The organism is Microtetraspora fusca (assembly GCF_001570365.1).
In the GTDB taxonomy this organism is placed as follows: Bacteria; Actinomycetota; Actinomycetes; order Streptosporangiales; family Streptosporangiaceae; genus Microtetraspora; species Microtetraspora fusca.
The window spans coordinates 1-26884 of record NZ_BBYK01000076.1 but is presented as its reverse complement, the minus strand read 5'-3'; the positions used below and the strand labels follow the sequence as shown (position 1 = coordinate 26884).

Sequence of the window (26884 nt, the reverse complement as noted above, 5' to 3'; positions counted from 1 at the left end):
CGGTGACCGGCAAAGAATGGGAGGCGCCCGCCGCCTTCGGCCAGGAGCGGATCTGGCTGGCCGACCAGATGGACCCGGGCTCGCCGGTGTTCAACCTGCCGTGCCCGTTCGAGATCACGTACGTGATCGAGGCGGACGCGATCGAGGCGGCGCTGGCGGCGCTCGCCGAACGGCACGAGGCGCTGCGCACGTCCCTCCGGGTCGTGGACGGCGCCCTCCGCCAGGTCGTGCACGCCGAGATCACCCCCGACATCCGGGTGCACGACCTGCGCGGGCTCCCCGAGGAGGAGCGCAGGGCCCGGACGCTCGACCACATCCTGTCGGCCAACAGTGAGCCGATCCCGACCGACCGCGCCCCGATGTGGCGCGTGGTGGCGGTCCGCACCGACGACGCCCGCTGGGTGGTCTGCTTCGTGGTCCACCACGCCGTTTTCGACGCCTCCTCGGCCGTCATCCTGCAGAAGGAGATGGCCCGCCTCTGCGCCGCCGCCGCGGCCAGGGCGGGCGAGGACGGCGAGCCGATCGCCCCGGCCGGGCTGGCCGGGGCCGCCGGGCTCCCCGAGCTGCCGATCCAGTACGCCGACTTCGCGGCCTGGCAGCGGGACCGGATCGGCGACGAGGCGACGGCAGGACAGGTGGAGTACTGGCGCACCCGCCTGGCCGGGCTGCCCGCCGTCCACTCCCTGCCCACCGACCGGCCCCGGCCGGCCCGGCTCGGCTACGCCGGGGACGAGATCCGCTTCACGGTCCCCGAGGGGGTGCGGGAGCGGGCCACCGCGCTGGGGCGCCGCTCCGGCGCGACGCCGTTCATGGTGTTCCTCGCCGCGTACGTCGCGCTGCTGTCGCGGCTGTCCGGCGAGGACGACACGGTGGTCGGCGTGACCATGAGCGGGCGCGAGCTGCCCGAGGTCACCGGGCTGATCGGCATGTTCGTCAACCAGCTCGTGGTGCGGGTGGACGCGGGCGGCGACCCGACGTTCGCCGACCTGCTCGGCCGGGTGCGCGCCACGCTGCTCGACGCGATGGAGAACGGCCGGGTCCCGTTCCAGGCGGTCGTGGAGGCGGTCGCCCCGCAGCGTGACCCGGGGACGCAGCCGCTGTACCAGATCGGCTTCAACTACATCCCCGACTCGGGCATCGAGCCGATCCCGTACACCACCTCGAAGGACGACATCGCGTTCGACCTGACCACGGGCACCAGCCGCCTGCTGTACCGGACCGACCTGTTCGACCCGGAGACGGCGGAGGCGTTCGTCGCCCGCTACCTGCGCGTCCTGGACGCCGGGGTGGCCGACCCCGCCACCGCGATCGGCGACCTGCCGCTCGTGGACGGCGCCGAGCGCGCCGCGCTGCTCGCGGCGAGCACGGGCGAGCCGCTCGCGCCCCGCGCCGCGACGGCGCTCCGCATGGTCGAGGAGCAGGTCGCGCGCACCCCCGACGCGGTCGCGGTGGTCGCCGGCGACCGGCGGCTGACGTACGCGGAGCTGGACGAGGCCGCCGGTCGGGTGGCGGAGCGGCTGCGCGGCTCCGGCGCCGGCCCCGAGTCGCTGGTCGCGGTCTGCGCCGAGCCCTGCCTGGACCTGCTGCCCGCGCTGCTCGGCGTGTGGAAGGCCGGGGCGGGGTACGTCCCGGTGGATCCGGCCTACCCGGCCGACCGGGTGGCGTACATGCTGGGCGACTCCGGCGCCGGGCTGGTCCTCACCCAGAAGCACCTGCTGGACACCGTGCGGAAGGCCCTCCGGAGCGGCGCGGACTCGGAGGTGCTCGCGATCGACGAGCCGGCCGAGTGGCCTGCGTCGTCCGGGACGGCGGGCGACGCGTCCACGCCGGACGCGGTCGCGTACGTCATCTACACCTCGGGCTCGACCGGCACCCCCAAGGGCGTCGCGGTCGAGCACGGCTCGGTGGCCGCCTACCTCGGGTGGGCGGGCGCGACCTACCCCGGCCTGGCCGGGCAGGCGCTGCTGCACTCCCCCATCTCCTTCGACCTGACCGTGACCGCCCTGTTCGGGCCGCTGACGGTCGGGGGCTCGGTGCGGCTCGCCGCGCTGGACGACGAGCCGGTGGGCGACGCGGCCGGTCTGGCCACGTTCCTCAAGGTCACGCCGAGCCACCTGGCGCTGCTCGCCGCGCTGCCGGACCGGGTCGCCCCGGAGGCCGACGTGGTGCTGGGAGGCGAGGCGCTGCCCGCCGACGCGGTCGCCGCGTTCCGGCGGAGGCACCCCGGCGTGGCCGTCATCAACGAGTACGGCCCCACCGAGGCCACCGTCGGCTGCGTGCTGGCGCGGGTCGCCCCGGGCGAGGATCTGCCGGTGGACCGGGCGGGCTCGGTGCCCATCGGCCGCCCGGCCCCCGGCGTCGCGGCGTACGTCCTGGACGGCGGCCTGCGGCCGGTGCCCACCGGCGTGGTGGGCGAGCTGTACGTGGCCGGCCCGCAGGTGACCCGCGGCTACCTGAACCGGCCCGGGGCCACCGCCGCCGCGTACCTGCCGTGCCCGTTCGGCCCGGCCGGCGCACGGATGTACCGCACCGGCGACCTGGCCCGCCGCCGCGCGGACGGGATCCTGGAGTACATCGGCCGCGCGGACGACCAGATCAAGCTGCACGGCTACCGCATCGAGCCGGGCGAGATCGAGACGGCCCTGCGCGCCCAGCCCGGCGTCCGCGACGCCGCCGTGAGCGTGCGCGAGGACACCGTCGAGGGCAAGCGCCTGGTGGCCTACCTGGTCGGCGAGCCGGAGCCCGCCTCCGGCGCCGTCACCGTGGACGTCGACGCGGTCGACGGCGCGCTCACCGCCGCCCTGCCCGCGCACATGGTGCCGTCGGCGTACGTGCTGCTCGACACCCTGCCGCTGACCGCCAACGGCAAGCTCGACCACGCCGCGCTGCCGGCGCCGGTCGCCGCGCCCGGGGAGAGCGAGTACGTCGAGCCGCGCACGGCGGCCGAGGAGCTGGTGGCCGAGGTCTTCGCCGAGCTGCTCGGCGTGGAGAAGATCGGGGCCACCGACGACTTCTTCGAGCTGGGCGGCAACTCCCTGCTGGCGATCCGGGCCATCGCGCGGATCCGCGGCCAGATCGAGATCGACATCCCGGTCCGGGGCCTGTTCTCCTACACCACCGTCGCGGACCTCGCCGCCGAGATCGAGAGGCGGCTGTCCGAGGACCTCGACCAGCTCAGCGATGAGGATGTCGAGCGGATGCTCGCATCGGAAGGCGACGGCACATCATGACGACGCCCGCGCAGACCCCTCCGTCCGCCGCGCGCCGGGCGCTGCTGGAGCAGCGGCTCCGCCGGCGCGCCACCACCACCGTGCGGCCGCGGCCGGAGGGCGCCGCCCCGCCCCTGTCCTACCAGCAGGAGCGGGTCTGGTTCATGGAGCAGTTCGCTCCGGGCACCAGCCAGTACAACATCCCGGTCCCGATGCGGCTGACCGGGACGCTCGACGTCGAGCTGCTCGAACAGGCGCTGCAGACGCTGCCGGTCCGGCACGAGGCGGTGCGGATGCGCTTCCCGGCCGACGCCGACGGGCGGCCGACGGTCCGGGTCGAGGAGTCCGTGACGGTGCCGCTGCGCGTCGTCACGGCGGACGACGAGGCCGCCGCCCAGGCGCTGATCGACGAGGCCGCCGCCGAGCCGTTCGACCTGGTCGAGGGGCCGCTGTTGCGCGCCCTGCTGATCCGGCTGGCCGACGACGACCACCGCCTGCTGGTCAGCACCCACCACATCGTCAGTGACGGCTGGTCGGTGGACCTGCTGCTGCGCGACCTCGCCGCCGCCTACCACGCGGGCCGGTCCGGCGCCGAGGCCGCGCTGCCCGCCCTGCCGGTGTCGTACGGCGACTTCGCGCAGTGGCAGCGGCAGACCCAGACCGGGCCGGAGCTGGACCGGCACCTGGACTTCTGGAGCGGACGGCTGGCCGGGGTGCCGGCTCTGGAGCTGCCCGCCGACCGGCCGCGCCCGGCGACCCAGGTGTTCGACGGCGACTGGCACATCGTGCAGGTGGACGCCGAGCTGGCCGACGCGGTCAACCGGCTGTCCAGGGAGCGCGGCACGACGCTGTTCATGACGCTGCTCGCGGCCTACCAGGTGCTGCTGTCGCGGCACTCCGGGCAGGGCGACTTCGCGGTCGGCTCCTCGTCCGCGGGCCGGTCGCTGGCGGAGCTGGAGAACGTCATCGGCATGTTCATCAACATGCTGCCGATGCGCGCCCAGCTCGAGGACGACCCGACCTTCGACGAGTACCTCGAACGCACCCGGGTGACCGTCCTGGACGCCTTCGACCACGCGGAGGTGCCGTTCGAGCAGCTCGTCAACGCGCTCGGCGTGCCACGCGACGTCAGCAGGTCGCCGGTCTTCCAGGCGATGTTCGCGCTGCAGAACTACCAGATGGGCCGCATCTCGGAGGCGGGCGAGTCCGACCTGCGCATCGAGTGGCTGCCGATGGACCTGCGGGCCACCCGCTTCGACATCGAGCTGCACGTCATCGAGGTCCGCGACGGCCTGATCGTCAAGTTCGTCTACAACACGGCGCTGTTCGACGAGGCGACCGTGGCGCGGATGGCGACGCGGTTCGTCACCCTCCTGCGCTCCGTCACCGCCGACCCGGCCCTCCGGGTGTCCGAGCTGCCGATGCTGGACGCCGCCGAGCAGACGCTGCTGGTGGACGTGTGGAACGACACCACCGCCGAGCTGGACGAGGCGGCGACGCTGCACGGCCTGATCGAGGAGCAGGTCGCCCGCACCCCGGACGCCGTCGCGGTGACCTTCGAGGGCCGCCACCTGACGTACGCGGAGCTGAACGAGCGGGCGAACCGGGTGGCGCACCGGCTGCGCGACCTGGGCGCGGGGCCGGAGACGCTGGTCGGCGTCTTCGCCGAGCGCTCGGCCGAGCTGGTGGTGGCGCTGCTCGGCGTGCTCAAGGCGGGTGCCGCCTACCTGCCGCTCGACCCGGAGTACCCGGCCGACCGGCTGCAGTTCATGATCGAGGACGCCCAGGCGCCCGTGGTGCTGACCCTGGGCCGCCTGCGGGAGAGCGTCCCGGCCACCGACGCGGTCATCCTGGACCTGGACGACCCCGGCGAGTGGGCTGGTCAATCCACTGACCGGCCCGCCGACGCCCCCGGCGCCCCCGTCACCTCCGGCAATCCGGCGTACGTCATCTACACCTCCGGCTCGACCGGGCGGCCGAAGGGGGTGCCGAACACCCACCGCGGCATCGTCAACCGGCTGGAGTGGATGCAGCGCACCTACCGGCTCGGCGGCGACGACGTCGTGCTGCAGAAGACGCCCGCCGGATTCGACGTGTCGGTGTGGGAGTTCTTCTGGCCGCTGCTCACCGGCGCGCGGCTGGTGCTCGCGAAGCCGGGCGGCCACAAGGACGCGGCCTACCTGCGTGAGCTGCTGATCGCCGAGGGCGTGACCACCGCCCACTTCGTCCCCTCGATGCTGGGGGTGTTCCTCGCCGACGACGAGGAGGCGGCGAAGGGCTGCACCGCCCTGCGCCGGGTGATCTGCAGCGGCGAGGAGCTGCCGGTGGCCACCGCGGCCACGTTCACCTCGGTGCTCCCGGGCTGCGAGCTGCACAACCTGTACGGCCCGACCGAGGCGGCCATCGACGTCACCTCCTGGCACTGCCGTCCGGAGCTGCTGGAGGGCGCGGCCACCCTGCCGATCGGCGCCCCGATCGACAACATCCGGCTCTACGTCCTGGACGGGCGGGGGAGCCCGGCGCCGGTCGGCGTGCCCGGCGAGCTGCACATCGGCGGCGTCGGCGTGGCGCGGGGCTACCACCGCCGCCCGGCGCTCACCGCGGAGCGGTTCGTCCCCGACCCGTTCGGCCCCGAGCTGGGCGGCCGGCTGTACCGCACGGGCGACCTGGCGCGCTGGCGCGCCGACGGGAACCTGGAGTTCCTCGGCCGGATCGACCACCAGGTGAAGCTGCGCGGCCTGCGCATCGAGCTGGGCGAGATCGAGACGGCGCTGCGCGAGCGCGACGAGGTCGCCGACGCGGTCGTGATCGTCCGCGAGGACACCCCCGGGGACAAGCGGCTGGTCGCCTACCTGACCCCGGCCGGCGAGGCGGAGATCGACGTCACCGAGCTGCGGGCCGCGCTCAAGCAGGGCCTGCCCGACTACATGGTGCCGACGGCCTTCGTCATCCTGGACGCGCTGCCGCTGTCGCCCAACGGCAAGCTCGACCGCAAGGCGCTGCCCGCCCCGCAGGCGACCCGCGACGCCTCCGCCGAGCTGGTCGAGCCGGAGACCGCCACCGAGCGGATGCTGGCCGCGATCTGGACCGAGGTGCTCGGCGTGGAGCGCATCGGCGTCCACGACGACTTCTTCGACTCCGGCGGCCACTCGCTGCTCGCCACCCAGGTGGTGGCCCGCATCCGCAAGGCGTCCGACGGCACCGGCCGTCCGGTCGGCGTGATGGACCTGTTCCAGAACCGCACCATCCGCGAGCTGGCCGCGTTCATCGACGCCGGCAGCGACGCGGCGGACGGGCCGCAGCCGCTGCTGTACGAGCTGACCCCGAAGGGCGCCACGCGCACCCTGTCCTACGTCTGCGTGCCGTACGGCGGGGGCAGCGCGATCGTCTACCAGCCCCTCGCCGACGCGCTGCCCGCGGGGAACGCGCTGTACTCGGTGGCCATCCCCGGCCACGACGTGGGGCTGAACGAGGAGGCGGTGCCCTTCCACGAGCTGGTGGACCGGATCGTGGCGGAGATCAGGGAACGGGTCGAGGGCCCCCTGGTCCTGTACGGCCACTGCGGCGTCGGCAGCGCCATCGCGGTCGGCGTGGCCCGGAAGCTGACCGAGTCGGGCCGCGACGTGGACGCGGTCTACATCGGCGCGATGTTCCCGTTCGCCCGGCTCAAGGGCGTCGTCGGCACCGTGCGCGCCCGGCTGGAGAAGCTGCGCAGCAACCGCGAGTACGCCAACTGGCTCAAGGGCATGGGCGTCGACACCGACGAGCTGGACCCGGAGCAGGCGGACCGGATCATCGCGAACATGCGGGCCGACTCCCGGGCCTCCGAGGAGTACTTCACGACGCTGCTCGACCAGCACCCGGAGCCGATGTCGGCCCCGATCATCTCGGTCGTCGGCTCGGAGGACCCGGTCACCGACTACTACACCGAGCGGTACCGGGAGTGGGAGTTCCTGACCGAGACCTCCGGGCTGGTGGTGCTCGACCAGGCCGGCCACTTCTTCCTCAAGCACCGCTCGGAGGAGCTGGCCGAGATCGTCACGAAGGTCCACCCGGCGATGGCCCGGCGCGACACCTCCGAGTACGGCGTGGCCGCCAGGGGCGCGGACGCGGGATGGGCGGTGCACGACACGCACTACCCGGCCGCGCCGGGGACGGCCGATGAGAAGCCGAAGGTGCAGCCGAGCAACCGCCGGTTCCTCAGCGTCGCGATCGGCCAGCTCATCTCGGCGACCGGGTCGGCGCTGACCGGCTTCGCGGTGCCGGTGTGGCTGTTCGACCGTACGGGGTCGGTGACCGACCTCGGCCTGCTGTGGGCGCTGACGCTGATCTGCGGCGTGGCGATGATGCCGATCGCCGGGCCGCTCATCGACCGGTTCGACCGGCGCCGCGTCATGATCGTCGCGAGCGGCGTGGCCGGCGTGGTCCAGCTCACGATCGCGCTGCTGCTGTGGGCCGGACGGCTGGACCTGTGGGTCATCTATCTGCTGTTGCCGATCAACTCGATGGCGGGCACGTACCAACGGCTGGCCTTCCAGACGGCGGTGCCGCAGCTCGTGCCCAAGCGCTACCTGGGGCACGCGATCGGCCTCACGCAGCTCACCAACGGATTCGCGATGCTGTTCGCGCCCCTGCTGGGCGCCGGTCTGTACGTCGCGATCGGCCTGCCCGGCATCCTCGCCATCGACATGACGAGCTACGTGTTCGCCCTCGCCGTGCTGCTGGTGATCCGCTTCCCCGACACGCTCGGGTTCCGCCGCAAGGAGCCGCTGCTGACCTCGATCGCGGAAGGTCTGCGGTTCTCCTGGAAGATGCGCGGCTTCCGGACGATGGTGATCTACTTCGCGGTCGCGAACATCTTCCTGGGGCCGGCCCTGGTGCTGACCGTCCCGCTGACGCTCTCGTTCGGCGACGTCGACCAGGTGGCGCAGGTGTCGGTGGCCGAGGCGCTCGGCGCGGTGGCCGGCGGCATCGTGATGGCGCTGTGGGGCGGCCCGCGCAAGCGCCGGATGATCGGCGTGTTCGCGGGCAACCTCGGCATGGCGGTCGGCTGCCTGGTGATGGGCCTGCGGCCGTCCCTGGCCGTGGTCGTGACCGGCATCTTCCTCCTGGCCATGTCGATGACGATCTCCCAGGGCACCTACGTGACGCTGGTCCAGGTCAAGGTGCCGCAGCGGTTCCACGGGCGGGTGCTCGCGCTCAACCAGGCGCTCTCGTGGTCCACCCTGCCGATCGGGTTCGCCGTGCTGGCGCCGGTGGCCACGTCCCTGTTCAACCCCATGCTGCGGCCGGGCGGCGCGCTCGCCGACACGGTCGGCGCCGTCATCGGCGTCGGTGAGAGCCGGGGCGTGGGCCTCACGTACATCGTCTTCGCGCTGATGATGGCCGCGGTCACCCTCGGCGCGTCCACCATCCGGCTGCTGAGGCGCTTCGACACCGAGGTGCCGGACTCCCTTCCCGACGACCTCATCGGCATGCAGGAGAGGCAGCGTCGCCTCGGCCTCGTGAAAGGAAGCAGCGCATCATGACCGGAGTCACCCCCACTGAGGCGCCCCTGCTGGGGTCGGTGGCCGGACACGTCGAGGGCAACGGCCACACCGCCATCGCGGTGTACGCCCTCGGCCAGGACGCGACCGGCCACCTCGACTGGGTGACGGCCCACCGCGACGGGCTGCGGGCCGCCCTCGCCGAGCACGGCGCGGTGCTGCTCCGCGACCTGCCGGTCGATCTGGAGCTGTTCGACCGGATCGTCCGGGTGGTCGGGGGCGAGCCGCTGCGCTACACCGAGCGCTCGACCCCGCGCACGTCGGTCACGGAGTCCATCTACACCTCCACCGAGTACCCCGCCGACCAGCCGCTCCCGATGCACAACGAGAACTCGTACTCGGACACCTGGCCCGGGCACCTGTTCTTCTTCTGCCAGACGGCGGCGGCCACCGGCGGGGCCACGCCCATCGCCGACAGCCGCGCGATGTTCCGCACGGTCCCGGAGGAGGTGCGGGAGCGGTTCGCGGCCGGCGTCGTGTACGCCCGGGCGTTCCGCGAGGGGCTCGGCCTGTCCTGGCAGGAGTCGTTCCAGACCGACGACCGGGCCGCGGTCGAGCGGTACTGCGCCGACCACGGTCTGACGTACGAGTGGACCGACGAGGGGCTGCGCACCCGGCACCACCGCCCGTCCTGGCAGACCGAGCCGCTGACCGGGGAGCCGGTCTGGTTCAACCAGGCCAACCTGTTCCACGTCAGCAGCCTGGACGAGGAGGTCCGCGAGGCCCTCCTCAGCCTGTACGGCGAGGCCGACCTGCCCCGCAACGCCTACCTCGCCGACGGCTCCCCGATCGCCTCCGCCGACCTCGACGCCGTCACGGCCGCGTACGACGAGGTCTCGTACGCGTTCCCCTGGCGCGAGGGCGACCTGATGATCATCAACAACATGCTGTGCGCGCACGGCCGGGAGCCCTTCACCGGCGCCCGCCGGATCCTGGTCGCGATGACCGCCTGACGGCGGCTCCGCCCGCCCGGGACGCGCTGCCTCACACCGAGGTCAGCGCGTCCACCGGGCGGACGCGCAGCGCGGACACGGCGGTCGGGATCGTGGCGGCCAGCACGAGCAGGAGCGCCGCCCCGGCGATGGCGGCGTACATCCACCCCGGCCCCGTGGCGATCGGAGATCCGGTCTTGACCAGGCTGTACGGCACGGTCGTCGCGGCGACGGCGACCGTGCCGAGCGCGACCGCCAGGACCGCCGTGATCGCGCCCTCGGCGGCGACCATCCACACCACCTGCCGCCGGGTGGCCGCCGACAGCCGCAGCAGGCCGAACTCCCGGCGGCGCCGCCGGGTCGCCGCGATCAGGGTGTTGACCACCACGATCGCCGTGAACGCGATGATCATGGCGACGACCAGGTAGTTCACCGGAGCGAGTTGCGCGCTCACGTCGTCGCCCCGATGGGTGACGCTGTCCTCGGTGGACTGCATGTAGAGCGTCCCGCCGGCGATGCCGACCAGGAGGATCAGCGGCGACGCGACGGCGCCGCCCTGCCTGGCCCCGGCATGGAGGTTGCGCGCGGCCAGCCGTACGGTCGCGCCCAGCCGAGCCTCCGACAGCCATCTGACGGGCCGCAGGGCAGCCGGGCTGAGCAGGGCGAGCCCCACGGCGACCGCGACGCCCGCCGGCCCCGCGGTGCTCGACAGCAGCGGGCCGTTCTCCATGAACAGCGTCCCGAAGGACAGTGCGAGCCCCACGGCCAGCAGCCCCACCCCGGAGAGCACCCGGCCGCGCCCCAGGGCCCGCGCGGGCTGCGGTGCCGCCGCCGCCAGCGCGCGCACGGGCGGGATCGAGACGGCGCGCCGGCTGGAGATCAGGGCGGCCCCGACCGCGGTCAGCAGCGACATGCCCGCCACGAACGCGATGCCCCGCCAGCCCACCTGGACCGTGGTGCCGTCCGCGACGAGCCCGGCGTCGACCAGCCGCCCGAGGACGATCGCGCCCAGCCCCACGCCGGGCGCCACCCCCGCCGCGATCGCGGGGACGGCCGCGATCACCGTCTCCCGCACGACGTTCCGCCGGACCTGCCGCGGGGTGGCGGCGATCGAGCGCAGCAGCGCCAGCTCCCGCTCCCTGTGCTGGATCGTCAGGGACACGGTCGAGACCACCCCGAACCCCACGATCGCCACGGTCCAGCCGCCCAGGATCGCGGGCAGCATGATCAGGAATCCGCTGTCGCGTCCGGTCGCCAGCCCGGTTTCCAGCAGGCTCGCGAACGCGGTGAGCAGCGCGGTGCCGGCCAGCGTCACCCCGGCCGACGCCAGATACGACCCCAGGTGCGCCCGCACCGTGGCGAACGCCAACCTCCAGCCCATCAGGCGGCCCCCCTCGCGGAGAGGCGGGCCATCCGCGCGGCCACCGCTCCCGCGTCCGGCCGCGCCATGTGGTCCACGATCCGTCCGTCGGCGAAGAACACCACCGCGTCGGCGTACGAGGCCGCCACCGGGTCGTGCGTCACCATCACGATCGTCTGCCCGGACGCGGTCACCGCCTCGCGAAGGATGCCGAGCACCTCGCGCGCGGCCTGGGTGTCGAGGGCGCCGGTCGGCTCGTCGGCGAAGATGATCGCCGGCTGGGAGAGCAGCGCGCGGGCGATGGCCACCCGCTGCTGCTGCCCGCCGGACAACTCAGCCGGGCGGTGGTCGATCCGGTCGCCGAGTCCCAGCCTCCCGAGCAGCCCGCGTACCCGCCGCCCGTCGGCCCGGCGGCCGGCGAACTCCAGGGGCAGCACCGCGTTCTGCTCCACGGTCAGCGTGGGCACGAGGTTGAACGACTGGAAGACGAACCCCATACGCTCACGCCGCAACCGGGTCAGCGCCGTCTCGTCCAGGCCGGTCAGGTCACGCCCGTCGAGGACCACGGCCCCGGAGTCCGGCCGGTCGAGCCCCGCCGCGCAGTGCAGCAGCGTGCTCTTGCCCGACCCCGACGGGCCCATGACGGCGGTGAAGGTGCCGCGCGGGATGGACAGGGACACCTGGTCCAGCGCGGTCACGGCGGCGGCGCCCACGCCGTGGCGCTTTGTCACGTGATGAAGCTCAAGTGCGGCGGTGACGGTGTTCGTCACGCGCTCGTCGTACGGTGCACGAGTCATAAATACACCGTACATCAATTCGCATGAATCCTTATTTGCCAGGATGAATTATAATTTCGACACGAAATCGCTCCGTGATGAAAAGAGGACGGCGATCGTGGCGACATGCGAGATGTGCGGGCGCGCGTTGCGGCCCAGCGTGCGGGGGCGTCCCCGGCGGTACTGCTCCCGCGCCTGCAGCGCCCGGGCGTACCGGGCGCGCGTCGCCGACCGCCCGGCCACGGTGGAGGCGCGGCGGACGCCCGAGGTCGCCGAGGCCGGCCTGGACCAGGACGTCATCGTGCGCGCGGCCGTCGCGCTGGCCGATCGGGAAGGAGTCGGCGCCGTGTCGATGCGCCGCCTCGCCGGCGACCTCGGGGTCGGCGTGATGTCGCTGTACCGGTACGTGACCGGCCGCGAGGAGCTCAACGACCTGATGGTGGACGCCGTCTTCGGCGCGCGACCCCTGCCGGAGCCCGGCCCCGACGGCTGGCGGGCCAAGCTGGAGCTGTCCGCGCGCGAGGAGTGGGCCCTCTACCGCGCGCACCCCTGGCTGTCGCATCTGGCCGCCGCCACCACGCGCCCGCCGAACGCGCCGAACCTGCTGGCCTACACCGACTGGCGGATGCGCGCGCTGGGCGGGCACGGTCTCGACTTCGCCACCCTCGTCCAGATCGCCATCATGATCGGCACGTACCTGCAGAGCGCCGCCGTACCGCTCGCGTACGAGGCGCAGGCGGCGCGCAGGACACGCCACACGCGGCGGCAGTGGGCGGCCGCCCGGCAGGAGGCGTTCGAGCGCACAATGCGAGACCCCCGCCTGCCGATGGTGTCGGAGTTCGGCGCCGAGGCGTTCGAGGCGTCCGAGCCGGAGAACATCTTCGAGTTCGGCCTGCACCGCATGCTGGACGGCATCGCGGTCCTGCTCGAACGCGGCTGAGAGGGTCTGGACATATGCCACTTTCACCGACGTTGACGGGATTCGTCAGGCGTCTTACGTTCGTGAGGTAGATCACATTCCGGACGAAGGCGGCGAGGGGTCGGCCTGGCCTCCGGATTCACCAGCGAGGTGATTCATGGCGCGCGACGAGACGGCCGCGGCCCACTTCGACGCGGTCGTCGTGGGGGCGGGACTCGCCGGCCTGTACATGCTCCACCGCCTGCGGCGGCTCGGACTGCGCGTACGCGTGTACGAGGCCGCCGGCGGCGTCGGCGGCACGTGGTACTGGAACCGCTACCCCGGCGCGCGCTGTGACATCGAGAGCATGGAGTACTCCTACTCCTTCTCCCCCGAGCTCGAACAGGAGTGGGTCTGGACGGAGAAGTACCCGAGCCAGCCGGAGCTCCTGCGGTACATCGAGCACGTCGCCGACCGGTTCGACCTGCGCCGCGACATCCGGCTCGGCACACGGGTGGCGGCCGCCCGCTTCGACGAGGCGGCCAGCCACTGGGTGATCCGTACGGAGCCCGGGGAAGGCGCCGCGCAGGTCGCCGGGGATGACCTCGGGAGGGACGCCGGGACGCACGCCGGGACGGACGCCGGGGAGACCGTGTCGGCGCAGTTCCTCGTCATGGCGACCGGCTGCCTGTCCGCCGTGAAGAGCCCCGAGGTCGAGGGGCTGGAGCGCTTCGAGGGCGACTGCCACCACACCGGCCGCTGGCCGCACGAGGGCGTCGACTTCACCGGGCGGCGGGTCGCCGTCATCGGGACCGGCTCCTCCGGCATCCAGTCCATCCCGATCATCGCCGAGCAGGCCGCTCATCTGACCGTCTTCCAGCGGACGCCGAATTTCAGCATGCCCGCCCGCAACGTCCCCCTCGACCCCGAGAAGCAGCGGGCCATGAAGGCGGGGTACCCCGAACACCGGCGGCTGGCCCGCGAGTCGCTCTTCGGCATTCCCGTCGACTTCCCGGTGAAGTCCGCGCTGGAGGTACGGCCCGAGGAGCGGGAGCGGCGATACCAGGAGAGCTGGGAGAAGGGCAACCTCGTCGACATCCTGATCTCCTACACCGACATCCTCTTCGACAGGAGGGCCAACGACACCGCGGCCGAGTTCATCCGCGGCAAGATCCGCGAGATCGTGGCCGACCCGGACGTGGCCTCGGCGCTGTCGCCGACGGACCATCCCGTCGGCACCAAGCGCCCCTGCCTCGACTCCGGCTACTACGCGACGTACAACCGGGACGACGTCACCCTGGTCGATCTCCGGCGGTCCCCGATCGTGGAGATCACCCCGAAAGGGATCCGGACCACGGACGGGGAGCACGAGTTCGACGACATCGTGCTGGCGACCGGCTTCGACGCCATGACCGGCGCCCTGCTGTCCATCGACATCCGGGGGAAGGGCGGCAGGTCCCTGAGGGAGAAGTGGGCCGAGGGCCCCCGGACCTATCTCGGCATCGGCACGGCCGGCTTCCCCAACCTGTTCACCGTCACCGGCCCGGGCAGCCCGTCCGTGCTCAGCAACATGGTGGTGTCCATCGAACAGCACGTCGAGTGGATCGCGGACTGCGTCACGTTCCTGCGCCGGCGCGGCTTCGCGTCGATCGACGCGACCGTGGAGGCCGAGGACGCGTGGGTCGAGCACGTGAAGGAGATGGGCGACCTCACGCTCTATCCCACCGCCGACTCCTGGTTCATGGGGGCGAACGTCCCCGGCAAACCGCGCGTCATCCTGCCCTACTGCGGCGGCGTCGGGGTCTACCGGCAGAAATGCGACGAGGTCGCCGCGAAGGACTACGAGGGGTTCACCCTGTCGTCGTAGCCGATCTGCGACGCCGGGGCCCCGATGGAAGGGGCCCCGGCGGAATGGACTTCAGACGGCTCCGATCGAGCGATCGTGTCGGTCAGGTGGTGACCGGATCGGCGTCGGAGAAGGTCATCACCGGGGGCCTGCGGCGGAAGAACCGGGTGAGGCCGGTCAGGTAGAGCAGGCCGAGGGCCATCCAGACCAGCCCGACCGCAAAGGTCACTCCCTCCAGGCTCGTCCACAGCCAGACCGTCAGGGCGAAGCCCACCAGCGGCAGCAGGCCGTAGTGGAACAGGTCGCCCGCCGAGCGCCGCCCGCCGTCCACGATGTAGTGCTTGATCACGGTGAGGTTGACCATCGAGAAGGCGATCAGCGCGCCGAAGTTCACCATCACGACCGCGTTGTCCAGGCTGATGAAGAGCGCGACGAGCGACACCACGGACACGACGGACACCGCGAAGATCGGCGACTTGAAGCGCGGGTGCAGCAGGCTGAAGACGCGCTTGGGCAGCACGCCGTCCCGTCCCATGGAGTACAGGATGCGGGAGACGCTCGCCTGCGTGGTCATCGCCGACCCGAAGGCGCCGATCACGTAGATGCCCACGAAGATCGTCTCGAACGCGGCGCCGCCCAGCGCGGCCATGATGTCCACCCCGGCGGTGTCGGGGTTGGCGAAGTCGTCGTACCCGGGGTGGGCCAGCCCGCCCATCCACGCGACCAGGACGAAAAGCAGCCCGCCGATCAGCGTGGTCAGCACGATCGCCCGCGGGATGTCGCGGCGCGGCTCCTTGGCCTCCTCCGACAGCGTGGAGACGGCGTCGAACCCGAGGAAGCTCAGCGCCAGGACGGCCGCGCCGGTGAACACGCCCGCACCGGGCGTGAAGACCTCGAAGGGCGCCGGGGAGGGGTGGCCCGACAGGTGCTTGAGCGCCAGCGCGACGAACACGAGGATCAGCACCACGGAGGCGCCGACGACCGCCACACTGACCCGGCTCATCACGGTGATGCCGAGGATGTTGAGCCCGAACACCACGAGCAGCGCGGCCAGCGTGAACGCCCATTGCGGCACGGCGGGGAACTGGCTGTTCAGGTAGATCCCGATGAGCAGGAAGTTGATCATCGGGAGGAAGAGGTAGTCGAGCATCAGCGTCCACCCGGTCATGAAACCGACGTGCCCGCCGAAGGTCTGCTGCGTGTAGGTGTAGGCCGACCCGGCGGTCGGATACGCCCGCGCCATCCGGCCGTAGCTGATCGCCGTGAACAGCATGACCACGAGGGCGACCACGTACGCCGACGGCAGGTGACCCTTGGTGATCTGCGTGACCGTGCCGTACGTCGTGAAGACGGCCACGGGGGCGAGGTAGGTGAGCCCGAACAGCGTCAGGCCCCGCACCCCGAGGACCCGCTTCAGCCCCGAGGGGGCGGCTGGCTGGTTCATTGAGCGCTTCTCCTGTCGGAAGGGGGGTGGATGCGCGCGCCGGACATCCACGTGCCGCGGACGGCCGACTGAAGCGCGATGTCGTGCGGATCCATCAGGCGTATGTCGGCGTCGACCCAGACCAGGTCGGCGGCCATGCCGGGGGCCAGCAGACCGCGCTCCTTCTCGGCGAACGCCTGGTAGGCGACACCGGCCGTGTACGCGGACAGGGCGGCGTCGAAGCCGACCCGCTCCTCCGGCAGCCAGCCGCCGGCCGGCTCCCGCCCCTCGTTCTCGCGGGTCACCGCGACCGGCAGCCCGGCCAGCGGGCGGTGGTCGCTCACCGGCCAGTCGCTCCCGAAGGCCACCGTGACCCCGGCGCGCAGCAGCGAGCCGATGAGGTACTGCCGGCGGGCGCGCTCGGCGCCGATCCGCGGGAAGGTCAGCTCCTTCATCGCGGCGTCGGTGCGCGCCCACAGGGGCTGGAGGTTCGCGATCACCCCGAGCCGGGCGAAGCGCGGCAGGTCCACCTCGTCCAGGAGCTGCACGTGGGCGATGACCGGCCGCCGGTCCCGGGGCCCGTTGACCCGCGTCACGTGCTCGACCGCGTCCAGCGCGGCCCGCACGCCCGCGTCGCCGATCGCGTGCAGGTGCGCCTGCAGGCCCATCGCGTCCACCGCGGTGAACGCCTCGACCAGCTCCTCGTACGGCCACACGGGCATGCCACGCGTGCACGGGTCGTCGCTGTACGGCGCGAGCAGCGACGCGGTGCGGTTCTCCAGGATGCCGTCGACGAAGAACTTGACGGTGTTCGCGGTGAGCCGGTCGTCGCCCAGCGCGCGGACGCGCTCCCGGTCGGCGGCGAACTCGGCGAGCTGCTCGCGCCAGCGTTCCGGGTCGGCGCGCAGGCCGAGGTTCACCCGGGTGGCGAGCACGCCCCGGCGGGCCGCCTCGACGTACGCGTCCACGGAGGCGTGCTCCACCCAGGCGTCCTGGATCCAGGTGACGCCGGCCGCCGCGTAGGCCTCGGTGGCGATCTGGAGCGCCCGGACCAGGTCCTCGGTGGTGCGGGCGGGCGCGGCGTGCAGCACGGCGTCCACCGCGTCCCATTCGTACATCGTGCCGAGCGGTGCGCCGTCGGCTCGGCGGGCGAAGCGGCCGCGCTCCGTGTCCGGCGTGGAGGCGTCCACGCCGGCCCGCCGCATGGCCTCGGTGTTGCACCAGATCGTGTGGTAGTCCCAGGCGCGCAGGACGACGGGCCGGTCCGGCACGGCGGCGTCCAGCCAGCGGGCGTCGAACACGCCGTCGGGGGCCAGGGTCGAGTCGTAGCTGGCGCCGATGATCCACTCGTCTTCCGGATGCGCGAGCGCGTACTCGCGGACCGCCTCGACGATCTCTTCCACGCCGGCCCGGTCCCGGATCGGCGGACCCATCGCCTCGAACCCGGCGTGGTCGGGGTGGCAGTGCCCGTCGCCGAAGGCGGGCAGCAGCAGCCCGCCCTCGAGGTCGACGACTTGGTCGGCACTTCGCTCTGCGGCGAGAGCCTCGGCCCCGACTGCCTCGATGCGGCCGTCCCGCACGGTGAGTGCGGTGACGGTGTGTCCGGTGCCGGTCCAGATCGTGCCGTTGCGGAAAAGAGTGCGTGACATCGCCGTCCAAAAAGAATGACGTTCGTTTAGTGTCCGGAAGGATAAGTTGTCCGGAGGCCAAAGCGGAAGGGGTCGGCCGAGGAAATGAGAAGACGGGCGGGCCGACCGGCCACACCTGTGCTGAGCAGGGAGATCATCGCGCGGGCCGCCCTCGGCCTCATCGACGACGCGGGGGCCGAGGGGTTCTCCCTCGCCGCGCTCGCCACGCGGCTCGGCGTGCGGCCCTCCTCGTTCTACAACCACGTGGGCGGCAAGGACGACATCCTGGCCGCGGTCCGCGAGCTGGTCTCCGACTCGATCGACGCCTCGATGTTCGCCCGGCTGCCGTGGGACGAGGCGATGATCGCGTGGGCGCACGGCTACCGCGACGCGTTCGCCGCCCATCCGCCGGTCATATCGCTGCTGGCCACCCTCCCGATCAGCGGCGCCCTGCGCACCCTGCGGATGTACGACCAGGTCGTCGCCGGACTGGAGCGCGGGGGCTGGCCGAGCGAGATGATCATCCCGGTCATGGTGTCGGTCGAGTCGTTCGTCCTCGGCTCGGCGCTCGACGTGGTGGCCCCGCCCGACATGTTCGACTCCGGGCCGCTCTCGTCCGAGGCGCCCTCCTTCGCGGCGGCCGTACGCGCCCGCGACGAGGCCGCGGCGGCGCGCGGCCGCCCGCCCGCCGACCTCTCGTTCGAGGTCGGACTCGCGGCGATCGTCGACGGGCTGCGCCGGACGCTGCGCGCGCTCGGCGGGCCGTCGCCGGACGGCGCCGGCGCGGAGCGCCCCGCCGTGCCCCTCCCCCGGGACGTCACACGGGACGCGGACCTCACGGGAGAGCCGGCCTGAGAACCCGCTCAACCCTCTCCCCTATGAAGAATCGAATGTCGTGAGGTACGTTGACTTAAGATTCACAGACCGGAACCGGTCATCTCGACGTTTTCTAAGGCAGTGATCATGATCGACCGTGCCCGTCTCGCCGAGCTGCTCGACCGCGAGCGCCGGACGTTCCGCGACCGCAACCCCCGCTCCGCCGCCGCGTACGAGCAGGCGCGCGCCCACCTCTTCGGCGGCGTCCCGATGACGTGGATGAACAAGACCGCCGCCGGCTTCCCCCTCTACCTGGCCGAGGCCAGGGGCGCCCGGGTCACCGATGTTGACGGCCACACGTACGTGGACCTCTGCCTGGGCGACACCGGCGCCATGGCCGGGCACTCGCCGCAGGCCAGCGTGGACGCGGTCGCCGACCGCTTCGGGGGCCGCGGCGGCGCGACCGTGATGATGCCGACCGAGGACGCGACCTGGGTCGGCGCCGAGCTCGGCCGCCGCTTCGGCGTGCCGTACTGGAGCTTCTCGCTGACCGCGACCGACGCCAACCGCTGGGCGATCCGCCTGGCGCGGGCGATCACCGGCCGGCCCAAGATCCTGGTGAACAGCTACTGCTACCACGGCAGCGTCGACGAGGTGCTGCTCGTGGTCGGCCCGGACGGCGAGCAGGTCTCCCGCGAGGGCAACGTCGGCGCCCCCGTCGACCCGACCGTGACCTCCCGGGTGGTGGAGTTCAACGACCTGGCGGCGCTGGAGCGCGAGCTGGCCCACGGCGACGTGGCCGCGGTCCTCATGGAGCCCGCGCTCACCAACATCGGCATCGTGCTGCCCGAGCCCGGCTACCTCGACGGCGTGCGCGAGCTGACCCGGCGGTACGGCAGCCTGCTCATCAACGACGAGACGCACACGTTCTCGGCCGGACCCGGCGGCTGCACCGGCGCGTGGGGGCTCGACCCCGACATCGTGACGATCGGCAAGGCCATCGGCGGCGGCATCCCCAGCGGCGGGTACGGGCTGTCCGCCGAGGTGGCGGCCCGGGTCGAGGCGATGAGCGGGCTCGACCTGGTCGACATGGGCGGCGTCGGCGGCACGCTCGCCGGAAACGCGCTCTCGGTCGCCGCCATGCGCGCCACCCTCGAGCACGTCCTCACCGACGACGCCTTCGTCGGCATGACCGAGCTGGCCACCCGCTTCACCAAGGGCGTCCAGGAGGTCATCGACGAGCACGCGCTCCCCTGGTCGGTCACCCAGCTCGGTGCCCGCGCCGAGTACCGCTTCGCCGCCCCGGCGCCGCGCAACGGCGGGGAGTCCAACGCGGCCGGCGACCCCGACCTGGACGACTACCTGCACGTCTACCTGGCCAACCGCGGCGTGCTGCTCACCCCGTTCCACAACATGGCGCTGATGTGCCCGGCCACCACCGAGGCCGACGTGGACCTGCACCACGAGGTGTTCGCGTCCGCCGTGTCCGAACTGGTGGGATGAGCCGCGTGCACCTCGACGACATCGACCGGACCCTGCTGCACGAGCTGCAGCGGGACGGCCGGGTGTCCTACACGGCGCTCGCCGAGACGACGGGGCTCTCGGCCCCGGCGGTACGCCAGCGGGTGCAGCGGCTGCGGGACGAGGGCGTCGTCCAGATCGTCGGCGTGACCGACCCGATGGCGCTGGGCCTTCCGGTCATGGCGCTCATCGGCGTACGCGTCGAAAGCGACGTGCACACCGTGGCCGACCGGATCAGCGAGCTGTCCGGGGTGATCTACGTGGTGCTCACGTCCGGCTCGTTCGACATGTTCGTGGAGGTCGTGTGCAAGGAGCCCGCCGAGCTCCTCGCCGTCCTCAACGACCACATCAAGCGGGTCCCCGGGGTCACCCGGGCCGAGGCGTTCACCTATTTCGGGATCCACACCCACCGCTTCGCCTGGCCCGGCACCTGAGAGGTTCGGGCATGCGAGGGGCGGGCCGTCCGCGACGCACGCGGCGGCCCGCCCACTGCCTGGGGTTTCAGCCCCGGTCGAGGGCCAGGTTGAGCGTGAGGACGTTCACCGCGGGCTCACCCATGAAGCCGAGGGCCCGCCCGGTCGTGTTCTCCTCGATCAGGTGCCCGACCCGGTCCAGCGGGAGTCCCCGCTCCCGCGCCACCCGGGGGGCCTGGAGCTCCGCGTACGCGACGGAGATGTGCGGGTCGAGGCCGGAGCCGCTCGCGGTGACCGCGTCCGCCGGGACGACGGCCCGCGCCGTCCCCCGCACCGGGACGGTGCGCCCCGCGGAGTAGTCCTCGCCCGGCCGGCCGCACTCCACCTTCACGCCCCGGTAATCGGCGACGAAGGGCGTGGCCGGGCACGCCTGGTTGACGCTGACCACCCGGGTCGGCGTGCCGACCACCGGGAAGACCTTCAGGACCGCGCCCACGCCGTCCGGCGTGCAGTACGGCCGGGCGCCGCTCACGCCTTCGAGCGTGCCGACGGCGCGGCTGCGCGCGCACACCTGGGTGAGCAGGCTCTGCCGTCCGGTGTCCGGCTTGCCGTGGGCGTCCTTCGCGCCGGGGACCGCGAGCACGTCCAGGACGTTCTCGGGGCCGAGGTTGCTCGCGCCGCTCGCCATGGGGTCGTAGCCGGCCCCGGCCGCGCTCGGCCGGCTCTGGAAGTACTTCCTGAGCGGGGCGCCGTCCGGGCCGGTGAAGGACTGGCCGATGAGGGCGCTCCCCACGACCCGGCCGTCCTTCTCGACGGGCGAGCCGTTGGCCCGGCCGTTGAGTATCGCCTGGGCGACACCGGTGACCGCGAGCGGGTAGAGCGCTCCGAGGAGCACGGTCAGCACGAGCAGCGCCCGCACCGCGGCGATGTGCTGGCGGAGCCAGCCTGGCATTCGTACCATCACGACATCCCCGGGATGAGCTGGACGAACAGGTCGATGATCTTGATTCCGACGAACGGCGCCACGATGCCGCCGAGGCCGTACACGTAGAGGTTGCGGGAGAGCAGCTTCGAGGCGCTGGACGGCCGGTAGCGCACGCCGCGCAGGGCGAGCGGGATCAGCGCGACGATGACCAGCGCGTTGAAGATCACCGCCGACAGGATCGCCGACTGGGGGCTGGCCAGGCGCATGACGTTGAGCACGCCCAGGCCGGGGTAGACCGCCGCGAAGATCGCCGGGATGATCGCGAAGTACTTCGCGATGTCGTTGGCGATCGAGAACGTGGTCAGCGCGCCGCGCGTGATCAGGAGCTGCTTGCCGATCTCGACGATCTCGATGAGCTTGGTGGGGTTGGAGTCGAGATCGACCATGTTGCCCGCCTCCTTGGCGGCGGTCGTGCCGGTGTTCATCGCCACGCCGACGTCCGCCTGCGCGAGCGCGGGCGCGTCGTTGGTGCCGTCACCGGTCATCGCGACCAGCCGGCCGCCCTCCTGCTCCCGTTTGATCAGCGCGAGCTTGTCCTCCGGCGTGGCCTCGGCCAGGAAGTCGTCCACCCCGGCCTCCTCCGCGATCGCCCGGGCCGTCAGCGGGTTGTCCCCCGTGATCATCACGGTGCGGATGCCCATCCGGCGCATCTCGTCGAACCGCTCCCGCATCCCGGCCTTGACCACGTCCTTGAGGTGGATCACGCCCAGGACGCGGGCCTTGCCGTCCGCGATCTCGCCCACCACCAGAGGCGTGCCGCCGGACGCCGAGATCCCGTCGACCAGGTGGCCGACCTCGTCGGTCGGGTGTCCGCCCGCGTCCCGCACCCATTTCATGACCGCGGTGGCCGCGCCCTTGCGCACCTGGCGGCCGTCCACGTCCACACCCGACATCCGGGTCTGGGCGGTGAACGGCACCCACACCGCGTGCGCCAGCTCGCCCGGCCGCCGTTCGCGCAGGCCGTGCGCCTTCTTGGCGTACACGACGATCGAACGGCCCTCGGGCGTCTCGTCGGCGAGACTCGCGAGCTGGGCGGCGGTGGCGAGTTCCTCGTCGCTGACGCCGCTCGCGGGCACGAACTCCGACGCCTGCCGGTTTCCCAGCGTGATGGTGCCGGTCTTGTCCAGCAGCAGCGTGTTGACGTCGCCTGCCGCCTCCACGGCCCGGCCGCTCATCGCGAGCACGTTCCGCTGGACGAGCCGGTCCATGCCCGCGATGCCGATCGCGGACAGCAGCGCGCCGATCGTGGTCGGGATCAGGCAGACCACCAGCGAGACCAGCACCACGCCGGTGACGCCGTCCGCGGTCAGCGCCGGGGAGTCCGGGATGCCGGGGTTGACGCTCTTGGAGTAGATCGCCAGCGGCTGCATCGTCGCCGTCGCGACCAGGAAGACGATCGTCAGGGCGGCCAGCAGGATGTTGAGCGCGATCTCGTTGGGCGTCTTCTGCCGATTGGCCCCCTCGACCAGCGAGATCATCCGGTCGATGAAGCTCTCCCCCGGCTTCTGGGTGATCCGCACGATGATCCGGTCGGAGAGCACCTTCGTGCCGCCCGTGACGGCCGACCGGTCGCCGCCGGACTCGCGGATCACCGGGGCCGACTCGCCGGTGATCGCCGACTCGTCGACCGAGGCGATGCCGTCGATCACGTCGCCGTCACCCGGGATGATCTCCCCGGCCTCGACGACGACCACGTCGCCCTGCCGCAGTTCGGTCGCCCCGACCGTGTCCCAGGCGCTCGGGTCGTCCCGGTCCCGCAGACGGCGGGCGGTGGTGTCGCGCTTGGCGGCGCGCAGCGTCGCCGCCTGGGCCTTGCCCCGGCCCTCGGCCACGGCCTCGGCCAGGTTGGCGAACAGCACGGTCAGCCACAGCCAGACCACGATCGCCCAGGCGAAGAACGACGGATTCGCGATGGCCAGCGCGGTCGTGAAGACCGCGCCGATCTCGACGATGAACATGACCGGGTTGCGCCACAGCGTCGTCGGGTTGAGCTTGCGCAGCGCGTCCGGCAGCGAGCGGATCATCTGCTTGGGATCCAGCAGGCCGCCGCCGACCCGGCCTTTCCTGGGAGCGGGGGAACGTCCCGGTGCTTTCAGCGCGGGTGTTGACATGTCAGTGGATTCCTTCTGCGAGCGGCCCGAGCGCCAGGGCGGGGAGGAACGTGAGAGCGACCAGGATGACCGTGACCCCGGCCACCATGCCGACGAACTGCGGCCGATAGGTGGGCAGCGTGCCCGCCGACACCGGGGTGGGCGCCTGCCGGGCCAGCGAGCCGGCCAGTCCCAGCACGAACACGATCGGCAGGAACCGCCCGAAGGCCATGCACAGGCCGAGCGCGGTGTCGTACCAAGGGGTGTTGACCGTCAGGCCGGCGAACGCCGAGCCGTTGTTGTTGGACGCGCTGGTGAAGGCGTAGAGGACCTCCGACAGGCCGTGCGGTCCGCCGTTCAACATGCTCGCGCGCTGCTGGGGGGACGCCATCGCCAGCGCCGTCCCGATCAGGACGAGCGCCGGGGTGGTCAGGAAGTACAGCGAAGCGAGCTTGATCTCGCGGGAACCGATCTTCTTGCCCAGGTACTCCGGCGTCCGGCCGACCATCAGGCCCGCCACGAAGACGGTGATCACCGCGAGGACGAGCATGCCGTACAGGCCCGAGCCGACGCCTCCGGGCGCGACCTCCCCCAGCATCATGTTGCCCATCGTGATCATGCCGCCGAGCGCGGTGTAGGAGTCGTGGAAGGAGTTCACGGCACCGGTCGAGGTCAACGTCGTGGCGGCGGCGAAGGTGCCGGAGTCGGCCACGCCGAACCTGGCCTCCTTGCCCTCCATCGCGGCCCCGACCGCCTGCGGCACGGTCCCGCCGTGCGCCAGTTCCAGCGCGGTCAGCGCGCTGACACTGGCCAGGGCCAGCACGCCCATGACCGCGAGGATCGCGTACCCCTGCCGCCGGTCGCCGACCATCTGCCCGAACGTGCGCGGCAGCGCGAACGGGATGAGGAGGATCACGAAGATCTCGATCCAGTTGGTCCAGCTCGTCGCGTTCTCGAACGGGTGGGACGCGTTCGCGTTGTAGAAGCCGCCGCCGTTGGTGCCCAGCTCCTTGATGATCTCCTGGCTGGCGACCGGGCCGCCGGTGAGCGTCTGGTGTCCGCCCGCCACGGTCGCGACCGCGTGCGGCTCGGCGAAGTTCTGGACCAGACCGCCCGCGACCAGCGCCAACGCGCCGACGAAGGCGATGGGCAGCAGGATGCGGAGCGAGCCGCGCACCAGATCGACCCAGAAGTTGCCCAACTCGTCGGTCCGCTTCCTGGCGAAACCGCGTACCAGGGCGATCGCGACCGCCATCCCCACCGCCGCCGACACGAAGTTCTGCACGGCCAGGCCCGCCATCTGCACCAGATGGCCCATCGTGGACTCACCCGAGTACGCCTGCCAGTTGGTGTTGGTCACGAAGCTGACGGCCGTGTTCCACGCGATGTGATCGGGCACCGGGCCGAAGCCCAGCGACAGGAACAGCTTGTCCTGCAGCCGTTGGAACGCGTACAGGAAGAGGATCGACACCGCCGAGAACGCCAGCACCGAACGGGCGTAGACCGTCCAGCGCTGCTCGGCGTCCGGCCGCACGCCGATGAGCCGGTAGATCAGCCGCTCGACAGCGAGATGCCTGGTGCCGGTGTAGACACGGTGCATGTAGTCGCCCAGCGGCCGGTGCGTGATCGCGAGGGCGACGATCAGGGACACGATGAAGACGATCCCCGCCATGGTCGGCGACATCAGAACCGCTCCGGGAACAGCAGGGCCGCGACCATGAAGATCACCAGGCCGATGACCACGACCAGGCCGGTCGCGTTGGCGGCGCTCACAGCCGTTCCACCGCCTTCACGACGAGCCCGAGAATCGCGAAGACCGCGATCGTCAGGGCGACGAAGATGACGTCTGCCATCCCCACTCCTCAGATGCCGGATGAGTGTCTTCGGCCGCCCAGGTGAGCAGCCTCAAGGCAAGCAAATCGCGGAGTTTGGGCGCCTTCGCCCCGTCTTGACGGCTTTCCTACGCCGCCATGGGGATTATTGACAGCTTTCCTACGCTCACCTTCCCCTCTTCGGAGGGACCCCCACGTCCCACCGTCCCCAGTTCGGAGGGACCCCCACGTCCCACCGTCCCCAGTTCGGAGGGACCCCCACGTCCCACCGCACGGCGATGCGGCGACAGGTGGACGCCGGGGGGCGGCGACCCCGCGCCGCGGTGTACTACCTCCAGCGCGTCACCACCTACCTGTACTTCGCCCCCACAGTCCTGGGCTGGACCACCGGCAGCCACACCGTGCCGCTCTCCCAGGTCGCCCTCTGGCTCAACCTCGACCTGGCCAGGATGACCCTCGACCTGACCGTCATCGTCATCCTCGCCATCGCGGCACTGAGGCGGCACGTCCACGTCCCGGCCTCCGCGCTCCGCGCCTCCTGACCGATGCCAGGGGCGGCCAGGCGAACCGCCGGCCGCCCGCGCTCCGAGAGGGCCACCGCCGCCCGGCCACTGAGCCCACTTCCATCCTGATCGCGCTGGTCGGACGGGAACGCCTGCCGCCTGATCTGAGCATCGTCAGCCCTGCCCGGTGCCGCTTGTTCGCGTACCGCCTGGGTCCCGCCTGCCGCCCCCGCCCTGGCGGCCGGAGAGGAGCCCCACACGTGCCGCCCGCCAGGACGCCCCTCCCTTATCGGCGCCACCCGACCGTCCTTTATCAGCGCCACCTGACCGTCCCTTATCGGCGCCACCTGACCGCGACCGCTCCGCGCAAATCCTTGGCACGTGGAACTCTGGCAGGTGGGAGTTCCGCATGTGGATGCCCGGCGCGTGGAGTCGGGGCAGGCTGCCAGGCCCATCCGTGGGCGGGCCGGAACAGCACCGACGCGATCAACAGTTCGCTTCCTGTTCGCGCACCATCTGGGGCAGCCTGGGGCAGACGCGGGCGGAGCCCCGACCACGCTGACCTCCGACGCTGGCTCCGCGCCCATGCGGCCCTGGCGACTGGAGCCCGGGCACGCTGCCGGGCTGGCCCGGAGTGAGGCTGGATCAGCCTTGATGCGTTCGCTGACCACTGTCTGTCCACCCATCACCCCGGGCGGCGCGTGGAGTTCGGGCACGCTGCCGAGCCGGCCGGTGGACGGACATGATCACCGCCGATCGATCGCCCCGCCGGATCACTGCCTGTTCGTGCACCGTCTGGGGCAGCCTGGGGCAGACGCGGGCGGAATCCCGGTCACGCCGACCTCCACGCATGCGGCCCTGGCGACTGGAGCCCGGGCACGCTGCCGGGCTGGCCCGGAGTGAGGCTGGATCAGCCTTGATGCGTTCGCTGACCACTGTCTGTCCACCCATCACCTGTCTGTCCACCCATCACCTGGGGCAATGCGCGGAACCTCGGCACATGAGAGTTCCGGCACGCTGACTTCCCGTGCTGCCTTCTGACGCGTGCAGCCCTGGCGCGTGGACTTCGGGCATGCTGCCGGGCCAGCCCCCAGGGCGGGCCGGTT

17 protein-coding genes are annotated in these 26884 nt (G+C 72.0%); 9 read left to right on the top strand and 8 right to left on the bottom strand.

Annotated features, from left to right (window positions below; translation table 11 throughout):
• Positions 1 to 2 precede the first annotated feature (2 nt).
• Genes AWQ68_RS35560 through AWQ68_RS35550 form a run of 3 tightly spaced genes read left to right on the top strand, consistent with a single transcriptional unit; the run spans position 3 to position 9708 of the window.
• Complete coding sequence (locus AWQ68_RS35560) at positions 3 to 3230, top strand: non-ribosomal peptide synthetase (RefSeq protein ID WP_066949699.1); 3228 nt, start codon at positions 3 to 5, stop codon at positions 3228 to 3230.
• Complete coding sequence (locus tag AWQ68_RS35555; RefSeq protein ID WP_066949618.1) at positions 3227 to 8737, top strand: non-ribosomal peptide synthetase/MFS transporter; 5511 nt, start codon at positions 3227 to 3229, stop codon at positions 8735 to 8737. The genes AWQ68_RS35560 and AWQ68_RS35555 overlap by 4 nt, the downstream gene beginning before the upstream one ends.
• Positions 8734 to 9708: a TauD/TfdA family dioxygenase gene (locus tag AWQ68_RS35550; protein ID WP_066949615.1), complete on the top strand. Its 975-nt coding sequence runs from the start codon at positions 8734 to 8736 to the stop codon at positions 9706 to 9708. The genes AWQ68_RS35555 and AWQ68_RS35550 overlap by 4 nt, the downstream gene beginning before the upstream one ends.
• 31 nt (positions 9709 to 9739) lie before the next feature.
• On the opposite strand, the gene AWQ68_RS35545 is transcribed toward AWQ68_RS35550, so the two are convergent.
• Together AWQ68_RS35545 and AWQ68_RS35540 are read right to left on the bottom strand one after the other, a co-directional pair.
• The gene (locus tag AWQ68_RS35545; RefSeq protein ID WP_066949613.1) at positions 9740 to 11068 is read right to left on the bottom strand and encodes an FtsX-like permease family protein; all 1329 of its coding nucleotides are present in this window, start codon (positions 11066 to 11068) and stop codon (positions 9740 to 9742) included.
• The gene (locus tag AWQ68_RS35540) at positions 11068 to 11844 is read right to left on the bottom strand and encodes an ABC transporter ATP-binding protein (protein WP_066949611.1); all 777 of its coding nucleotides are present in this window, start codon (positions 11842 to 11844) and stop codon (positions 11068 to 11070) included. The genes AWQ68_RS35545 and AWQ68_RS35540 overlap by 1 nt, the downstream gene beginning before the upstream one ends.
• Positions 11845 to 11941: 97 nt before the next feature.
• Between AWQ68_RS35540 and AWQ68_RS35535 the strand changes: the two genes are divergently transcribed.
• Together AWQ68_RS35535 and AWQ68_RS35530 are read left to right on the top strand one after the other, a co-directional pair.
• Complete coding sequence (locus AWQ68_RS35535; RefSeq protein ID WP_157546249.1) at positions 11942 to 12763, top strand: TetR/AcrR family transcriptional regulator; 822 nt, start codon at positions 11942 to 11944, stop codon at positions 12761 to 12763.
• 136 nt (positions 12764 to 12899) lie between these two features.
• Entirely contained in the window at positions 12900 to 14588 is a 1689-nt protein-coding gene (locus tag AWQ68_RS35530) for a flavin-containing monooxygenase (protein ID WP_066949606.1), read from the top strand.
• An 82-nt stretch (positions 14589 to 14670) separates the two neighbouring features.
• On the opposite strand, the gene AWQ68_RS35525 is transcribed toward AWQ68_RS35530, so the two are convergent.
• Positions 14671 to 16011, bottom strand: a complete 1341-nt coding sequence (locus tag AWQ68_RS35525) for an APC family permease (protein ID WP_066949603.1) — start codon at positions 16009 to 16011, stop codon at positions 14671 to 14673.
• A complete protein-coding gene (locus AWQ68_RS35520) occupies positions 16008 to 17639 on the bottom strand; it encodes an amidohydrolase (RefSeq protein ID WP_066949601.1) in 1632 nt (543 codons plus the stop codon). The genes AWQ68_RS35525 and AWQ68_RS35520 overlap by 4 nt, the downstream gene beginning before the upstream one ends.
• An 84-nt stretch (positions 17640 to 17723) precedes the next feature.
• Here AWQ68_RS35520 and AWQ68_RS35515 point away from each other — a divergent pair, with 84 nt between their 5' ends.
• The 3 genes from AWQ68_RS35515 to AWQ68_RS35505 all read left to right on the top strand — a co-directional run bounded on the left by AWQ68_RS35515 (position 17724) and on the right by AWQ68_RS35505 (position 20389).
• Positions 17724 to 18473, top strand: coding sequence for a TetR/AcrR family transcriptional regulator (locus tag AWQ68_RS35515; RefSeq protein WP_066949597.1), 750 nt, complete (start codon positions 17724 to 17726; stop codon positions 18471 to 18473).
• A gap of 108 nt (positions 18474 to 18581) precedes the next feature.
• Entirely contained in the window at positions 18582 to 19937 is a 1356-nt protein-coding gene (locus tag AWQ68_RS35510) for a transaminase (RefSeq protein WP_066949697.1), read from the top strand.
• On the top strand, positions 19934 to 20389 hold the full coding sequence (locus AWQ68_RS35505; protein WP_066949595.1) for an Lrp/AsnC family transcriptional regulator: 456 nt from the start codon (positions 19934 to 19936) through the stop codon (positions 20387 to 20389). The genes AWQ68_RS35510 and AWQ68_RS35505 overlap by 4 nt, the downstream gene beginning before the upstream one ends.
• 67 nt (positions 20390 to 20456) lie before the next feature.
• Here AWQ68_RS35505 and AWQ68_RS46015 read toward each other — a convergent pair whose 3' ends face one another.
• Genes AWQ68_RS46015 through kdpF form a run of 4 tightly spaced genes read right to left on the bottom strand, consistent with a single transcriptional unit; the run spans position 20457 to position 25216 of the window.
• Positions 20457 to 21329 carry a potassium-transporting ATPase subunit C gene (locus AWQ68_RS46015; RefSeq protein ID WP_066949593.1) on the bottom strand — a complete coding sequence of 291 codons (873 nt, stop codon included), beginning with the start codon at positions 21327 to 21329 and terminating at the stop codon, positions 20457 to 20459.
• On the bottom strand, positions 21329 to 23464 hold the full coding sequence (gene kdpB, locus AWQ68_RS35495) for a potassium-transporting ATPase subunit KdpB (RefSeq protein WP_066949590.1): 2136 nt from the start codon (positions 23462 to 23464) through the stop codon (positions 21329 to 21331). The genes AWQ68_RS46015 and kdpB overlap by 1 nt, the downstream gene beginning before the upstream one ends.
• A 1-nt stretch (position 23465) precedes the next feature.
• Positions 23466 to 25127, bottom strand: coding sequence for a potassium-transporting ATPase subunit KdpA (kdpA, locus tag AWQ68_RS35490; protein ID WP_066949587.1), 1662 nt, complete (start codon positions 25125 to 25127; stop codon positions 23466 to 23468).
• Positions 25127 to 25216: a K(+)-transporting ATPase subunit F gene (kdpF, locus tag AWQ68_RS35485; protein ID WP_066949585.1), complete on the bottom strand. Its 90-nt coding sequence runs from the start codon at positions 25214 to 25216 to the stop codon at positions 25127 to 25129. The genes kdpA and kdpF overlap by 1 nt, the downstream gene beginning before the upstream one ends.
• Positions 25217 to 25553: 337 nt before the next feature.
• On the opposite strand from kdpF, the gene AWQ68_RS35480 reads away from it, so the two are divergent.
• The gene (locus AWQ68_RS35480; RefSeq protein ID WP_157546246.1) at positions 25554 to 25817 is read left to right on the top strand and encodes a hypothetical protein; all 264 of its coding nucleotides are present in this window, start codon (positions 25554 to 25556) and stop codon (positions 25815 to 25817) included.
• Positions 25818 to 26884: the final 1067 nt, after the last annotated feature.

What these genes read in the sequence shown, in the direction of transcription:
- AWQ68_RS35530 (WP_066949606.1), top strand. Translation starts at nt 12,900, where the DNA reads ATGGCGCGCGACGAGACGGCCGCGGCCCACTTCGACGCGGTCGTCGTG.
- AWQ68_RS35515 (WP_066949597.1), top strand. Translation starts at nt 17,724, where the DNA reads ATGAGAAGACGGGCGGGCCGACCGGCCACACCTGTGCTGAGCAGGGAG.
- AWQ68_RS46015 (WP_066949593.1), bottom strand. Translation starts at nt 21,329, where the DNA reads ATGGTACGAATGCCAGGCTGGCTCCGCCAGCACATCGCCGCGGTGCGG.
- AWQ68_RS35510 (WP_066949697.1), top strand. Translation starts at nt 18,582, where the DNA reads ATGATCGACCGTGCCCGTCTCGCCGAGCTGCTCGACCGCGAGCGCCGG.
- AWQ68_RS35480 (WP_157546246.1), top strand. Translation starts at nt 25,554, where the DNA reads ATGCGGCGACAGGTGGACGCCGGGGGGCGGCGACCCCGCGCCGCGGTG.
- AWQ68_RS35540 (WP_066949611.1), bottom strand. Translation starts at nt 11,844, where the DNA reads ATGACTCGTGCACCGTACGACGAGCGCGTGACGAACACCGTCACCGCC.
- AWQ68_RS35520 (WP_066949601.1), bottom strand. Translation starts at nt 17,639, where the DNA reads ATGTCACGCACTCTTTTCCGCAACGGCACGATCTGGACCGGCACCGGA.
- kdpB (WP_066949590.1), bottom strand. Translation starts at nt 23,464, where the DNA reads ATGTCAACACCCGCGCTGAAAGCACCGGGACGTTCCCCCGCTCCCAGG.
- AWQ68_RS35550 (WP_066949615.1), top strand. Translation starts at nt 8,734, where the DNA reads ATGACCGGAGTCACCCCCACTGAGGCGCCCCTGCTGGGGTCGGTGGCC.
- AWQ68_RS35545 (WP_066949613.1), bottom strand. Translation starts at nt 11,068, where the DNA reads ATGGGCTGGAGGTTGGCGTTCGCCACGGTGCGGGCGCACCTGGGGTCG.
- AWQ68_RS35505 (WP_066949595.1), top strand. Translation starts at nt 19,934, where the DNA reads ATGAGCCGCGTGCACCTCGACGACATCGACCGGACCCTGCTGCACGAG.
- kdpA (WP_066949587.1), bottom strand. Translation starts at nt 25,127, where the DNA reads ATGTCGCCGACCATGGCGGGGATCGTCTTCATCGTGTCCCTGATCGTC.
- AWQ68_RS35555 (WP_066949618.1), top strand. Translation starts at nt 3,227, where the DNA reads ATGACGACGCCCGCGCAGACCCCTCCGTCCGCCGCGCGCCGGGCGCTG.
- AWQ68_RS35525 (WP_066949603.1), bottom strand. Translation starts at nt 16,011, where the DNA reads ATGAACCAGCCAGCCGCCCCCTCGGGGCTGAAGCGGGTCCTCGGGGTG.